Source organism: Winogradskyella rapida, from assembly GCF_042675845.1.
In the GTDB taxonomy this organism is placed as follows: domain Bacteria; phylum Bacteroidota; class Bacteroidia; order Flavobacteriales; family Flavobacteriaceae; genus Winogradskyella; species Winogradskyella rapida.
In genome coordinates this window covers 398962-412790 of record NZ_JBHTKM010000063.1, presented here as the reverse complement: position 1 = coordinate 412790, position 13829 = coordinate 398962, and the positions used below count along the sequence as shown (strand labels likewise).

The window sequence follows — 13829 nt, the reverse complement described above, 5'->3', positions numbered from 1 at the left end:
TTTTCTCTACTTAAATTTCAACAGCTTGTTCAATAGCTTTGGTTAATGCGCCAAGTTTATTGTAGACTTCTTGTAGTTCACTCTCGGGATTAGATTTGGCCACCAATCCGGCTCCAGCTTGCCAAAATAATTTATGGTTTTGACTTAAGAAGGTTCTAATCATAATGGCGTGATTAAAGTTGCCGTTAAAATCCATAAACCCAATAGCACCACCGTAATAGCCTCTACTTGTTTTTTCATATTTTTCAATAAGCTGCATGGCCTTATGTTTTGGAGCGCCGCTTAAGGTCCCGGCAGGGAAAGTATCGGCAACAACTTGCATGGTGTCTGTAGCATTATGAATGGTGCCTGTAACCTTACTTACCAAATGGATAACGTGAGAGAAAAATTGCACTTCTCTATAGTTTTCAACCGTAACCGCACTTCCGTTTCTACTTAAGTCGTTACGTGCCAAATCAACTAACATCACATGTTCACTGTTTTCTTTGTCGTCTTTGATGAGTTCTTCAGCTAACTGTGCATCTTTTAAATCATTTCCGGTACGCTTAAAAGTTCCGGCGATTGGGTGTATTTCGGCTTTGCCGTCACTAACCACAAGTTGTGCTTCTGGCGAACTTCCAAAAATTTTAAAATTACCATAGTCAAAATAGAACAGGTAAGGGGAAGGGTTTATACTTCTTAAGGCTCTATAAACATTAAATTCATCGCCACTGAATTCTTGTGAAAATTGTTTCGATAATACCAGTTGAAAGACATCACCTCGCGCACAATGTTTTTTAGCTAATTCTACATGCGCTTTGTAATCGTCGTCGGTTAAATTTGAAGTAATCTCACCTTTTGTTTTAAAATCGTAAGACGCATATTGGCGGGTTTGAATCAGCTGTAAGAGTTCATCGATATTATTATCGCTATGAAAACAATGTGCAAAAATATAGGCCTCGTTTTTTTGATGGTCTATGGCAATAATGTTTTGGTAAACCGCATAATAAATTTCAGGGATGCTAACAGAATTGTCTTTTTTAGAGATATTGACATCTTCAAAATACTTTACAGCATCGTAAGCCGTGTAACCAAAAATACCGTTATTAATGAATTTGAAATCTTTTTTTCCGTCAACTTTAAAGCGTTGCGTGAATTTATGGATTTCTTCAATGACGCCTACACTTTCAATAGAATTACTCTTACCACTTCCATCAGGAAACGTTTGGGTAATGGTTGTGCCTTCCACTTTAATAGACGCTATAGGATTACAACAGATGTAAGAAAAATTGTTGTCGTTGGCGTGGTAGTCACTACTCTCTAGTAAAATACTGTTGGGAAACTTATCGCGAATTTTAAGATAAATACTAACAGGTGTAATGGTGTCTGCTAGGATCTTTTTATAATGGGTGTGTAAACTAAATGTTTTCATTGTTGCTGAATGTATTTCAGTGTTGGGTTAAAATAAAAAAAGGCTTGTCGTGATTGACAAGCCTTTTTTTCTATATAAATTATACATAACAAGGGTGCTTCACGAACGTAAGTTTGAGAAATTCCACCACCAAGTATGAGTTGTATTTGTTTTCATTTGTGCATCAAAGATAGAAATCAAAATTCAGATTTCAAACACTTTAAGAAAAAAATGTTTCTGTTTCCGAAAAATTTTTAAAACGTTGTGCTGTTCTTGAAAACATGAGTCTCTAAATTTAAAACTTTAAAGTAACATTTAAATCAAAGTCGTCATAAATGGCTTTGTCTTTTAAAGTTTCAAGAAGCGTAGGGGATTTGTAAGTGATATTGTGCTTCGTTCTATCGATTTTTAAAGTCGCTGTTGCCGTATTATCTTTTAAGGTTAAAGGAAAAGAAATTGATTCTGTTTGTCCTTTAATGGTAATATCGGCTTCAACAGTATAATTACCATTTGTTCCGTTTACAGTGGTGATGGCTAACATTGCGGTAGGAAATTCTTCTACGCCAAAGAAATCATCAGATTTTAAGTGGTTATCTAATTTTCCTTTATAGTCACCTGTTAAGTCTGTAGCGTTGATGCTGGTCATATCTATAGTAAAATTTCCACCCGTTAAGGTAGATCCGTCAAAGCTTAAAACGCCACTTTTTAAATTGACCGTTCCTGTGTGCTCTCCACCAACTTTATACCCTTTCCATATCACGGTACTTTCTTTAAGGTTTACGGTTTTGTCTTTTAAAGTGCTGTAAGACATAAATGATAGGGCTAAAATAATTAGCATTCCAAGTTGTGATTTTCTGTTTTTCATAGGGTTTTGTTTTTTAATTTTAATAAAAGGCTATTCAATTGTATTAACTCTTCGTGAGTTAAATTTTTTATCATAACGTGTTCGGTGTCATCTATAATAGGGTCTAAGGTTTTTAGTGTAGACAAGCCTAAATTCGTGATGCTTATTTCAACTTTACGGCGATTTGTTGGGCATATTTTACGCTCTACAAAATTTTTCTTGATGAGTTTATCAACCAAACGGGTGGTGTTACTCATTTTACTCACCATACGTTCTTGAATGTCTTGCAAATTAATAGCCTTACCGTTCTGCCCACGTAATATTCTCAAGACGTTAAATTGTTCTATAGAGATATCAAAGGGTTTAAGGGTTAAGGATATGTCGTCCTTCATCCAAGATGCAGTCTGAAAAATATTTATCACAGAAGCTCTTGATAAAGGCATTTCTGCGTCTGTTTTTAAAATTTTATTCAACTCTTTCATATACAATTGTTGTATGTACAAATGTAGTACTAATTTTGAGGTGAAGCTTTAATATTTTGTTAAAAATAATGGTGTCAAATTTATAATCGGGTATGGAGAAGGTGTGATTTATAGGGTAAGTAGTTGTGAATCATTTTGGTAAAGGATATCTTTAGCTTGTGGTGAATTCTTCTTCAGGTAAGCGAATAATGACGTTTTTGCTTAAGTTTGAAGTGATATATGTTAAAAAAACGAGTCCTTTTGTAACACTTTGAGAATTTTTGCGTCTATTTCATCATGAAATATTAATTTTACTAAAAAATTAAACTTATAAGATGGCTGATTTATCACAACAAGAATGGACGGAACAATTAAAAGCTGATGATAATGCTGTAGTTTTAGATGTTAGAACACAGGCAGAAGTCGATGAAGGCATGATTCCAAACGCGATACATATTGACATTTACAAAGGACAAGGTTTTGTAGATGAAATTGAGGAACTTGATAAAACAAAGAATTATTACGTCTATTGCAGATCGGGTAATCGTAGTGGTCAAGCCTGTAATATTATGAACCAATTAGATTTTGAAAACGCCTATAACCTTGAAGGTGGTTTTAATGAATGGCAGGGTGATGTTGTTCACAACGATTAATTTTTAAATGGCATGGGTATGAATAGAGTTATTGCATTAGGTTGTTTTTTACTGAGCTTTTCTTTTTTTACGAGTTGTTTTAATAGCACTTTAGAAGACGGTGAAGTAAAGTTGATTACCGCTAAAGAAATGAAATCTATTTTAGAGCTTGAAGAAGTACAATTAATAGATGTGCGAACACCAAAAGAATATGATGGCGGTTACATTGCTAATGCCCAGAATATTGATTTTATGTCGCCTACCTTTGATGATGATATTACCAAGTTAGATAAAAATAAGCCGGTAATATTATATTGTAAGTCTGGTGGACGTAGCGCAAAGTGTGCTCAAAAAATGAAGGCTGCTGGCTTCAAAAAAATATACGATTTAAAAGGAGGGATCTCCAAATGGGAACATTCCGACGATATTCAAATCCAAGTAAAATCATAAACACAAAGCCGAACGTCAAGTTCGGTTTTTTTATACCCCAAATTCTCTTCTTTTATGTCTTAAGATTTTTATAATTTAGACGACTGTTAACGCGAAACAGAAACACAACTGTTACCTTTGCAAAAATGAACTTGTCCTCTATGAATTTTAAAAATATATTTCTTTTTTGCCTGCTGGCATTATCTCTAAATCTATCCGCTCAAGTTGTAGATCCTGTAACCTGGGAAACCAAAGTTGAAAAAATCTCTAAGACCGAATATAAGCTTATTTCTATTGCGACTATAGAACCAGGTTGGCACTTGTATTCACAACAAGTTCCGGACGGTGGACCAATACCGACCACCTTTGCTTATGGAGATTCAGACGACTTTAAAACCTTAGGAGATACCCAAGAAGGCGAAGGGAAAACCATTGACGATCCGGTGTTTGACATGAGGATTAAGTTCTTTGGTGATAAGGCTCGATTTACACAACGTATTAAAGTCTTAAATCAAGAATTAGATTTAGTTAAAGGTGAAGTGGAGTTTATGGTTTGTGATGATGAACGCTGTTTACCGCCAAGTTATGTTGATCTTGAATTTAATCTGAATCAAGCTGAAAAAAAACTTAAAGCACCACAAGGGCAAGGGTTCAGTTTTAATCCTACAGCCACGACGCCAAACCTTGTGGAAACTGTAAAATGGGAAACTTCGGTTGAAAAATTAAATGCTACTGATTATATTTTAGTGTCTTCTGCCGCTATTGAAAAAGGTTGGAAGTTATACGCGCAAAATATTGAAGACGGAGGACCAATTCCAACAAGTTTCAATTATACCGTAGATAAAGGGATTGAGCTTATTGGTAAAACGCATGAAGAAAAAGGGAAAGAAAGTCTAGACAAAGTCTTCGATATGAAGATTAAATACTTTAAACATAAGGCCCAGTTTAGACAGAAGATTAAAGTTACAGACCCATCCGTTGCTACAGTACAAGCAGAAGTTAGTTTTATGACTTGTAATGATACGCAATGTACAGCACCAACTTATGTAGATTTAGAATTTGATTTATCCAAGTCTGTAAAAGCAACTTCTGATGTTTCTGAACATTCTGAGCCTAAAGATGAAGCGGAAAACAAAGGCTTATGGTCTATTTTTATTATCGCCTTCTTTTCAGGTTTTGTAGCCTTATTAACCCCATGTGTGTTTCCAATGATTCCTATGACGGTAAGCTTTTTTATAAAGCAAAGTCAGTCTAAAGCACGAGGAATCCGCAACGCTATTATTTACGGCTTATCAATTATTATTATATATGTCCTTTTAGGAACCATCATTACGGCGATTTTTGGTGCAGATGCGCTCAATGCTTTAGCAACAAACGTATGGTTTAACCTTATATTCTTTATCCTTTTAGTTGTTTTTGCGATCTCTTTTTTAGGCGCTTTTGAAATTGTATTGCCAAATTCTTGGGCAAATAAAGCCGATAGACAAGCCGATAGAGGAGGACTTGTAGGTATCTTTTTTATGGCATTAGCCTTAGCAATTGTATCCTTTTCTTGTACCGGACCTATTGTAGGTACTATTTTAGTGGAAGCTGCTTCTAAAGGAGGTATTGCTCCGGTCATTGGGATGTTAGGTTTTTCTTCTGCGATAGCCTTACCTTTTGCATTATTTGCAGCCTTCCCAGGCTGGTTAAATTCGTTACCAAAATCAGGAGGTTGGTTAAATACTGTTAAAGTGGTGCTTGGGTTCTTAGAGTTAGCGTTGGCCTTCAAATTTTTATCGCAAGCCGATTTGGTCTTGCAACTTCACTTCTTAGAGCGTGAAGTATTTTTAGCCATCTGGATTGCTATTTTTGGAACTTTAGCTTTATATCTTTTTGGTAAAATTCAGTTGCCACACGATTCGCCTTTACCGCATATTTCAGTAGGAAGATTATTATTAGGACTATTAACCCTGACCTTTACCATTTATATGATTCCAGGCCTATGGGGAGCTCCTTTAAAAATTATAAGTGCTTTTCCTCCGCCTTTAGATTATAGCGAGTCTCCTTATGGTGTAGGAAACTCTCGAGGTGGTGGAGCAAAAACAGTAAGCGACATTCCAGAAGGGGCTCATTTATTAGCGCCACATGATATTTTAGCGTTTAACGACTACGAGACAGGGTTGGCCTATGCTAAAAAAGTGGGGAAGCCCGTGATGTTAGATTTTACAGGTTGGGCTTGTGTAAACTGCCGTAAGATGGAACAGAATGTGTGGGTGGCACCAAAGGTGTTGTCTAAATTAAAAAATGATGTGGTCCTTATTTCACTTTACGTGGACGAGCAGATTAAATTCCCAAAAGGAAAGGCACCAGAGTCTAAACTAAGACCAGGAAAAAAGCTTAGAAATAAAGGACAACTGTGGAGCGAGTTTCAAACCATTAGGTATAAAACCAATACACAGCCTTATTATGTCTTAATGGATCATAACGAAGAAAATCTTATAGAGCCTGTGGCTTATACGCCAGATATCGATGCTTATAACGCTTGGTTAAAAGCGGGGATTTCTAATTTTGAAAAGTAAGTTTTAGTTCCAAGCTAATCCACTGCGTTCCTCCCAATAATGGGTTTTAGAAACGGCAAACGATTTTAAGCGGGTTATTTCGGCTGCTGTTAATTCAAAATCTAAGGCCTTTAAATTTTCGGTGAGTTGGAGTGGGTTAGAAGCGCCACTTAAAACAACTTTAGGTTCTAGAGCATCCATTATAAAACGTAGGGCAATAGCATCATTCCCAACCTTATATTTATTGGAAAGTTCCGCTATATAATGGTAAGCTTCCGTATAGGCTTCAAACGTTTCGTTTTGAAATACGCGTCCGTTTGCTAAACCTTCTTTTATGATAATGGTTTTGCCTTCTGAAATTAATGTTTTTAAGATATTAAAAGTAGATTGTTCAAAGATATTAAACGTGACTTGGTAACTGTCAAATAAGGCTTGCCCTTCAAATTTAATCTTTAGGGCTTCTTCAATAATTTTAACTTGTTCAGTACCACTAGAAGAAAGCCCAATTTGCAATTGATGCTTTTGTTTTAATTCAAATAAACGTGATAAAACGGCGGTATTGGTAAGGACACCACTGTCTAACGTTGCGGAATGAATTTGATAAATTTTTAAATTAGGAAGTAAGGATTTAGACACTTCCCATTGGGCATTTAATTTCTCTAAAGAGTGTTCTTTAATCTCGTGTTTTCCTGAGAAGCCTAGTTCCCAATTGGCCACATAGGTATAGCCGAATTTGGTTGATAAGGTAACGTGGTTATGCGCTCTAGAGCGGTTCCAAAAGTCTAAAAAGGATTCTCCTAAACCATAAGAAGGTGCCACATCAAAATCGCGAATACCAAGTTGATAGGCTTGGTCTAAAACGGTTAAGGCGGTATCTCTAAATGTTTCTACAGATTTATCTATAGGTTGCTCTGGTCTGATGTTGATATAATCGGGTCTGCCTAAAGCGGCTAACCCTAATCCTATTTTAGTGCTGCTCATTTTTATCTTAATTCTGCTGTAAATTTAAGACTTTTTAGCGGTCGCAGATTAAGAATAGTTTTAAAAACTAGGGCTTTTTAACTTATCGGAATGTAAGGCTCTGAGTTTCGCTAATTTCGGATCAATAACAAATCCGCAGTAGCCATAATCAGGATTGTTTTTATAAAAATCTTGATGCTCGCGTTCCGCTTCATAAAATGGCGGTAAGGGTGAGAGTTCGGTTACAATTGGCGCATCGTAATAGTGCTCTAGCTCTTTAAGAACGAGTTCTGAAATTTCTTTTTGCGTCTCATCATGGTAATAAATCACTGAACGGTATTGCGTTCCCCGATCTGCACCTTGTCTATTCAGGGTCGTCGGATCATGAGTGGTCATAAAAATAATGAGGAGATCTTTAAAGCTGATAAGATTTGCATCAAAGGTAATTTGGACCACTTCAGCATGACCGGTAAGACCTGAACATATTTCTCTATAAGTGGGATGTCCAGGAACGTTGCCTCCGGCATAACCAGAACGTACATTATGTACACCTTTTACAGCTTCAAAAACAGCTTCGGTACACCAAAAACAACCGCCGCCTACAGTGGCCGTTTGTATATTGTTTGTTTTCATGAGGTACTTTTAGGATCTAAAATCATAGATTCAGAATTCACACAATAACGTAATCCGCTAGGTTCAGGACCATCAGGAAATACATGACCTAAATGCGCATCGCAAGTGCTGCACATCACTTCTACACGGACCATTCCGTAAGCGGTATCTTTTTCGTATTTAATTGCGTTTGTTGTAATGGGTTGTGTAAAGCTTGGCCAACCCGTTCCCGAACTAAATTTTATGGTAGAATCGAATAATGGACTTTGGCAACAAACACAATTGTATTTGCCTTCTACATAGGTGGTGCAATGTTCGCCAGTATGGGCGCGTTCCGTACCTTTAAGTCTTGTAATTCTGTATTGTTCGTCTGTTAATAGCGCCTTCCATTCCGATTCAGATTTCTCTACGCGACGGTCTGGGCTAGGGTTTCCATTTACAGTAAAATTAATGATGTCTTTCCAAGTTAACATGGTAAGGGGCTTTCTTTTTTATGATTCATAAAGGTAGTCGAAAAGTTTATCAATCGCTTACAATTTGGCTTTATGAGAGGGATTGTACAATTTAAGAGGGATAAAATACGAATTGTAACTACAACCTGACGTTAAGTTTTTCTTAAATCGACAGGAAAACATGGCAATTCATTCTTTATTGTGTCTATTAAACGATAATTTTGCGGCTCATTATAATGAAAACAAGAAATTTATGAGTCAAGTAAAAGAAAATGATACGGTAAAAGTACATTATACAGGGAAATTAAAAAGCGGACAAGTCTTTGATAGTTCTTTAGAGCGTGAGCCTTTAGAGTTTACTTTAGGACAAGGGATGCTTATTCCTGGTTTTGAAAACGCTGTTATCGATATGAAAGTGAATGATAAAAAAACTGTTGATATTCCTGTAGCAGAAGCTTACGGTGATGTAAGAAAAGAATTATTCCATAGAGTTGATAAAGCTCAGTTACCAGCAGAGATTACTCCTGAAGTTGGTTTAGGTTTAGCGTCTAGAGATGAGCAAGGTAATGAGCACCAATTTAGAATCGTTGAGGTGAATGAAGATCACGTTATTGTTGATGGTAACCACCCATTAGCAGGACAAGAATTGGTATTTGATTTAGAATTAGTTGAGATCAAATAAGTCTAGCGATTTAGAAACCAAAAAGCCCTGTGAAGTTTATTTCACAGGGCTTTTTATTTGAAAAAAATGGCGTAAGACTCGCATTTTAAGCGTTCAACTCAGGCATCACTAAAAATGGAATGACCGGATGGTAGCCTATTTTCTGTATAACAGGTTCGTTTAAAATACTTTCTATAAGGCTGTGCTTATAGTTCACCATGGCTACAATATTAATATCAAATTCTTGGATGAACTCTTTAATAATAAGCTCTTTTGTTCCAAAGTTTGGTCGCCATTCTAAAGACGATGGATAGTCTTCCAAGTTGGCTTTAAGCATGGATAAATTATAGTTTTGTTTTTCCGAGAGATGATCTTTTTCAGTAATATGAACCACTCTTATCTTAGCATCGTGCAATTTGGTAAGATGCATTAAAGGCAATAATTCGTCGCCATAAAAGTGATTGAAATCTGTTGGAAATGCAATTTGCTTTGGTTTTACATAGGTGTATGCATCAGGAACCACTAAAACAGGGCAAACTCTTATTTTATTGATAACGTTAACGGTATTGCTACCAAAAATAAATTCTTTAGCACCAGTAGCCCCTTTTGTTCCCATTATGGCAAGACTAATAGGAAAGTCGTTTAAGGCTTTTTCTATCGTTCTAATTAAAGGCTGCGTACTGAATATCGTTTCAAACTCATGCTCAGGATTAGAACGTTCTCCTTGAGCTTTGTCCTTTAAGGCCGCTAACTTTTCTTTAGCCTCTTCTTGCTGTATGTTTACAAAACTAGAGGTGATGTAGGTTCTAGAACTAGGATTAGAAAAGGTCCAAGCATGTAAAAAGTAAAAGGTACACGCTTCATCGGCATACAATTTTAATGCATAGCTTATGGCGCTCCATGAATTGTCTGAAAAATCCGTTGGTAATAATATGTGGTGTCTCATAATTTTTAATAATGCCTTATAACAACAAAATTATAAGGTGATGTTCAATTTTGAAATGATTAATATCAGTTTTGAGGAATTACTAAAAATGGGATGTTAGGGTGAAATCCTATGGAATTAATAATAGGTTCTTTAATAAGGTTTTCTATAAAGCTGTGTTGGTAACGAATCATAACTAGCATATTAATTTCAAGGGCTTCGGTAAACTCTTGAATAGCTTTAGCTTTTTTACCTTCTTGGGGTTGCCAGTGGAAGCTACATTCATAAGCCTCTAAGCTTAATTTTAACAGTGCTAAATGCTGCTTCTGTGTAGCGTTAAGATGGTCTTCTGTATCTATATGAACAATTCTAATTACAGAATTGTATAAATCGGCTAAGTCTTTTAAGGCGTCTAACTCTTCTCCGTAATTACGGTTGTAATCCGTTGGAAAAGCAATTTCTTTAGGCTCTACATAGCTAAACTGATTTGGGATCACCAAAAGGGGACAAGCGTTACTATGTTTTATGGCATTTACGGTGTTGCTACCAAACATAAGCTCTTTGGCTAATGTGGCACCTTGTGTTCCCATCACAATTAAATTTATGGCCTCCTTTTCAACAAGCACATCAATGGCATTTTGCAAGATATTTGTGCTTAAGATAACTTCAAATTTATGATTGGGATTAGGATATTCTTTTTCAACTTTAGCCTTTAATTCGGCCAAATCAGCTTTAGCATTTTCAGCAATCGCCTCAACCAACTTGTTTGATATACTCGTCATAGACGATACTTTCATTTTTGAGGAATACAGAAAATGAAAAGTACAGACTTCATTCTTGTAAAGCTTCATAGCGTAGACGGCAGCACTCCAGGCGTTATCAGAAAAATCAGTTGGTAAAAGTATGTTTTTGGACATGGTTGTTTAGTACTATTTAAAACGTGATAAAAGGTTAAAATGTTTATTTAATTGCAAAAAATAACTGCATATTTCGCTTAATATATGTTGAATTCTTTAATTACGCTATACTAAAAGCGATTTTGTTGCAATTGTAAAATTACAAATCCTATATATTTTAATCCATGATATATGTCAGTAAAAAATCATAAGGCTTTTAGAGGGCTTTTAAAGGCCGATTTTAGGTGAAGCTTATGCCGAATAACAAGTCTTTAAATAGAGTTAAAAAATCTTTTTGAAAAGTAGATTTTACAGTTTAGGTTTTAAACAAGATCTTGATGTTTGGTAGGATTTAAGCGTGTTTGCTGAACAGAATCTCCTAGTTTTATTTTTGAAATAAGTGTCTTGGGGCGAATTTTAATAGAAGTGATTTAGTACAAATACAAAAAGCCACTGATAACAGCGGCTTTCTGATTTTAAGAATCAACCTTATACTAATAAGGACTAGTTTTAGTGGGGAGATTCAGTAGGGTTAAATTTTTAGTTTACAATTAAATGCTTTGGTAGATCCGTTACATTTTCACAACATAATTGTTCCATTACTTGTTGAAATTCGCGTTTCATTAAAGAAATGGTGTGGTTTCCGCCTTCTTTTCCTAAGGCTCCAACACCATACATAAAACTACGTCCCATAAATGTGAATTCTGCTCCATTTGCCATGGCTCTTGCAATATCTGGACCACCACGTAAACCAGAGTCTACCATGATTTTTATATCATTCTTATACTTTTTTGCCAAATGCGTCATAGGTACGATTGAAGACTGACCAGCATCTAATTGTCTTCCACCATGATTAGAAACAATTAATCCATCAACACCCAAATTAATCGCTTTTTGAGCATCTATTTCATTTACAACGCCTTTTATAACTAATTTCCCTTTCCATTGATCTCTTATAGAAGCGATTCTGTCTTCATTAAGTCTTCCAGAAAACGTAGCATCCATAAATTCGCCTAATTTTTTCAAATTTAATCCTTTAGGCATATATTTCTCCATGGTTTTAAAAGCTGGTTGCCCATGTATTAAAGTTTGAATAGCCCAGTCTGGCTTTTTAAAAACTTCTAAAATGTTTTTTATACTCATAGATGGTGGCATGGCCAAACCATTTCTAACATCTCTAGGTCTGTATCCAAATGTTGGTACATCTGCTAAAATCACTAAAACATCAGTGCCTGCATGTGCCGCTCTATCTAATAAATCTCTTTTTACTTTTTCTTCAGCAGGATGATAGAGTTGAAACCAAGATTTTCCTTCTGTTAATTCTGCAACACGTTCAATACTAGAAGTGGTTACTGTACTTAATATAAAAGGAATGTTATGATTAAAAGCTGCTTTTGCCAAAATCTCTGGCGAATTTGGCCACATTAATCCCTGTAAACCAACTGGAGCAATTCCAAAAGGCGCATCGTAAGTATGCCCAAACAATTCTGTTTTTAAATTAGATTTATCAAATTTTGATAAATATTGTGGCATCAATTCAATTTTCTGAAGATCAGTACGATTTTTATCTAAATTGATATCTTCATTACATCCACCATCTAAGTATTCAAAAGCGAATTTTGGCATTTTAACCATCGCTCTTTTTCTTAAATCTGTTACGGATGGATATTTGGGATTTATTTTTATTTCCATATTAAAATTTCTAAAGTTTTAATTACGCTTTCTTATTTATAAATCTTTAAAGTTCGATATCCATAAATTGCGATAAAGCAAAAACATATAAATGGCAATATAAAAGAGAAATTAACTCCAGAAAAAGGGCCAATTTTCTCAGTATCTATCATTAGGCCTTGTAATATTGGCATTAAAGCCCCACCAACGATAGCCATAACTAAACCTGCAGCACCAATAGCCGTATCATCTGCTCTTAATCCATCTAAGGCAATACCATAAATTGTTGGAAACATTAAAGACATAAATGCTGAAGTTGCTACCAATAAATACAGTCCTAAAATCCCTTCAATTAAGATAACACCAGCCATGGTTGCCATAGCACAAAGTGCAAAAATCATAAGGAGTTTTCTAGAATTTACATATTTCATTAAAAAGGTACTAATGAATCTGCTACATAGAAATATCCCCATAGCAATGATGTTGTAGTTCTGGGCGTCGGCTTTAGATATACCAAGGTTTCCGGCGTATTGAATAATGAAAGTCCAACACATAATCTGAGCTGCCACATAGAAAAGTTGGGCTAAAACCCCTTCTTTATATTTACCGTTTTTAAATAATCTTTTAAACGATGATGCAGCACTTGTTGGGTTAGCGCTAACGGTTCTTTTAGGCATTTTAGTAACCGCTATGATAACTAACATGGCGATAACTACAAAGCCAAGAATCACATAAGGGTTTCTGATAATTTCTAAATCGTGCGTTCTGATAATTGCCTTTTGCGCTTCATTTAAGGTGTTGAAAATGAGTTCACCTGCGGCATTTCGTTTATCAGAATCAAGAGCAACAAGTATAAATTTTGAAGCTACAAACATGCCAAATAATGAGCCAATAGGATTAAAGGCTTGTGCAAGGTTTAAGCGACGTGTTGCGGTACGCTCATCACCCATAGAGAGGATAAAAGGATTTGCAGTAGTTTCTAAAAATGCCAATCCGAATGTTAAAATATAAAGCGATCCTAAAAAGAATCCGAAGACTTCAAATTTTGCAGCCGGATAAAATAATAAGGCCCCAATGGCATAAAGGGTTAGCCCTAAAAGAATTCCTTTTTTATAACTGTACTTTCTAACAAAAAGCGCTGCAGGTATGGCCATAGTGGCATAACCACCATAAAAGGCTAATTGTACCAAAGCTGCTTTTGCAGTTGAAATCTCCATAACCGTTGCAAAGGCAGCGACCATAGGATTGGTAATATCATTAGCAAAGCCCCAAAGTGCGAATAACGAGGTAATGAGTATAAAAGGTAGTAAGACCTCTTTAGAGACTACAGGTACTTTAGTTGAATTGTTCATTTAG

The 13829-nt window shown here is 35.7% G+C and carries 14 protein-coding genes; 4 read left to right on the top strand and 10 right to left on the bottom strand.

Going from position 1 to position 13829, the window contains the following annotated elements; all coding sequences use genetic code 11:
- Positions 1 to 10: 10 nt before the first annotated feature.
- The 3 genes from ACFQ13_RS09150 to ACFQ13_RS09140 all read right to left on the bottom strand — a co-directional run bounded on the left by ACFQ13_RS09150 (position 11) and on the right by ACFQ13_RS09140 (position 2716).
- Positions 11 to 1411: an anthranilate synthase component I family protein gene (locus ACFQ13_RS09150; protein WP_386116495.1), complete on the bottom strand. Its 1401-nt coding sequence runs from the start codon at positions 1409 to 1411 to the stop codon at positions 11 to 13.
- Positions 1412 to 1685: 274 nt separating this feature from the next.
- Positions 1686 to 2255 (bottom strand): YceI family protein, encoded by a 570-nt coding sequence (locus ACFQ13_RS09145; RefSeq protein WP_386116493.1) that lies wholly within the window; start codon positions 2253 to 2255, stop codon positions 1686 to 1688.
- Positions 2252 to 2716, bottom strand: a complete 465-nt coding sequence (locus tag ACFQ13_RS09140; RefSeq protein WP_386116491.1) for a MarR family winged helix-turn-helix transcriptional regulator — start codon at positions 2714 to 2716, stop codon at positions 2252 to 2254. Before ACFQ13_RS09140 ends, ACFQ13_RS09145 begins: the two co-directional genes overlap by 4 nt.
- A gap of 314 nt (positions 2717 to 3030) precedes the next feature.
- On the opposite strand from ACFQ13_RS09140, the gene ACFQ13_RS09135 reads away from it, so the two are divergent.
- The 3 genes from ACFQ13_RS09135 (at position 3031) to ACFQ13_RS09125 (ending at position 6317) form a co-directional block, all read left to right on the top strand.
- Positions 3031 to 3348 carry a rhodanese-like domain-containing protein gene (locus ACFQ13_RS09135; protein WP_114308790.1) on the top strand — a complete coding sequence of 106 codons (318 nt, stop codon included), beginning with the start codon at positions 3031 to 3033 and terminating at the stop codon, positions 3346 to 3348.
- A gap of 18 nt (positions 3349 to 3366) precedes the next feature.
- On the top strand, positions 3367 to 3777 hold the full coding sequence (locus ACFQ13_RS09130; RefSeq protein ID WP_114309672.1) for a rhodanese-like domain-containing protein: 411 nt from the start codon (positions 3367 to 3369) through the stop codon (positions 3775 to 3777).
- A gap of 140 nt (positions 3778 to 3917) precedes the next feature.
- The gene (locus ACFQ13_RS09125; protein WP_386116489.1) at positions 3918 to 6317 is read left to right on the top strand and encodes a protein-disulfide reductase DsbD family protein; all 2400 of its coding nucleotides are present in this window, start codon (positions 3918 to 3920) and stop codon (positions 6315 to 6317) included.
- Between the two features lie 3 nt (positions 6318 to 6320).
- Here the strand turns inward: ACFQ13_RS09125 and ACFQ13_RS09120 are convergent, their stop codons facing one another.
- The 3 genes from ACFQ13_RS09120 to msrB are packed head-to-tail and all read right to left on the bottom strand — an operon-like array spanning position 6321 to position 8341.
- Positions 6321 to 7277, bottom strand: coding sequence for an aldo/keto reductase (locus ACFQ13_RS09120; RefSeq protein ID WP_386116487.1), 957 nt, complete (start codon positions 7275 to 7277; stop codon positions 6321 to 6323).
- Positions 7278 to 7337: 60 nt separating this feature from the next.
- Positions 7338 to 7889 carry a peptide-methionine (S)-S-oxide reductase MsrA gene (msrA, locus tag ACFQ13_RS09115; protein ID WP_386116484.1) on the bottom strand — a complete coding sequence of 184 codons (552 nt, stop codon included), beginning with the start codon at positions 7887 to 7889 and terminating at the stop codon, positions 7338 to 7340.
- Entirely contained in the window at positions 7886 to 8341 is a 456-nt protein-coding gene (gene msrB, locus ACFQ13_RS09110; RefSeq protein WP_386116482.1) for a peptide-methionine (R)-S-oxide reductase MsrB, read from the bottom strand. Before msrB ends, msrA begins: the two co-directional genes overlap by 4 nt.
- A 232-nt stretch (positions 8342 to 8573) precedes the next feature.
- Here msrB and ACFQ13_RS09105 point away from each other — a divergent pair, with 232 nt between their 5' ends.
- Positions 8574 to 9002 carry an FKBP-type peptidyl-prolyl cis-trans isomerase gene (locus ACFQ13_RS09105; RefSeq protein ID WP_114309673.1) on the top strand — a complete coding sequence of 143 codons (429 nt, stop codon included), beginning with the start codon at positions 8574 to 8576 and terminating at the stop codon, positions 9000 to 9002.
- Positions 9003 to 9087: 85 nt separating this feature from the next.
- Here ACFQ13_RS09105 and ACFQ13_RS09100 read toward each other — a convergent pair whose 3' ends face one another.
- The 4 genes from ACFQ13_RS09100 to fucP form a co-directional block, all read right to left on the bottom strand.
- Positions 9088 to 9927, bottom strand: coding sequence for a universal stress protein (locus ACFQ13_RS09100; RefSeq protein ID WP_386116479.1), 840 nt, complete (start codon positions 9925 to 9927; stop codon positions 9088 to 9090).
- 65 nt (positions 9928 to 9992) lie between these two features.
- Positions 9993 to 10823, bottom strand: a complete 831-nt coding sequence (locus ACFQ13_RS09095) for a universal stress protein (protein ID WP_386116476.1) — start codon at positions 10821 to 10823, stop codon at positions 9993 to 9995.
- A gap of 519 nt (positions 10824 to 11342) precedes the next feature.
- Entirely contained in the window at positions 11343 to 12494 is a 1152-nt protein-coding gene (locus tag ACFQ13_RS09090; RefSeq protein WP_386116474.1) for an alpha-hydroxy acid oxidase, read from the bottom strand.
- Between the two features lie 32 nt (positions 12495 to 12526).
- On the bottom strand, positions 12527 to 13825 hold the full coding sequence (fucP, locus tag ACFQ13_RS09085) for an L-fucose:H+ symporter permease (RefSeq protein ID WP_386116471.1): 1299 nt from the start codon (positions 13823 to 13825) through the stop codon (positions 12527 to 12529).
- Between the last annotated feature and the right edge of the window lie 4 nt (positions 13826 to 13829).

Coding starts and splice junctions, on each gene's coding strand:
- ACFQ13_RS09150 (WP_386116495.1), bottom strand. CDS start 1,411: ATGAAAACATTTAGTTTACACACCCATTATAAAAAGATCCTAGCAGAC.
- ACFQ13_RS09145 (WP_386116493.1), bottom strand. CDS start 2,255: ATGAAAAACAGAAAATCACAACTTGGAATGCTAATTATTTTAGCCCTA.
- ACFQ13_RS09140 (WP_386116491.1), bottom strand. CDS start 2,716: ATGAAAGAGTTGAATAAAATTTTAAAAACAGACGCAGAAATGCCTTTA.
- ACFQ13_RS09135 (WP_114308790.1), top strand. CDS start 3,031: ATGGCTGATTTATCACAACAAGAATGGACGGAACAATTAAAAGCTGAT.
- ACFQ13_RS09130 (WP_114309672.1), top strand. CDS start 3,367: ATGAATAGAGTTATTGCATTAGGTTGTTTTTTACTGAGCTTTTCTTTT.
- ACFQ13_RS09125 (WP_386116489.1), top strand. CDS start 3,918: ATGAATTTTAAAAATATATTTCTTTTTTGCCTGCTGGCATTATCTCTA.
- ACFQ13_RS09120 (WP_386116487.1), bottom strand. CDS start 7,277: ATGAGCAGCACTAAAATAGGATTAGGGTTAGCCGCTTTAGGCAGACCC.
- msrA (WP_386116484.1), bottom strand. CDS start 7,889: ATGAAAACAAACAATATACAAACGGCCACTGTAGGCGGCGGTTGTTTT.
- msrB (WP_386116482.1), bottom strand. CDS start 8,341: ATGTTAACTTGGAAAGACATCATTAATTTTACTGTAAATGGAAACCCT.
- ACFQ13_RS09105 (WP_114309673.1), top strand. CDS start 8,574: ATGAGTCAAGTAAAAGAAAATGATACGGTAAAAGTACATTATACAGGG.
- ACFQ13_RS09100 (WP_386116479.1), bottom strand. CDS start 9,927: ATGAGACACCACATATTATTACCAACGGATTTTTCAGACAATTCATGG.
- ACFQ13_RS09095 (WP_386116476.1), bottom strand. CDS start 10,823: ATGTCCAAAAACATACTTTTACCAACTGATTTTTCTGATAACGCCTGG.
- ACFQ13_RS09090 (WP_386116474.1), bottom strand. CDS start 12,494: ATGGAAATAAAAATAAATCCCAAATATCCATCCGTAACAGATTTAAGA.
- fucP (WP_386116471.1), bottom strand. CDS start 13,825: ATGAACAATTCAACTAAAGTACCTGTAGTCTCTAAAGAGGTCTTACTA.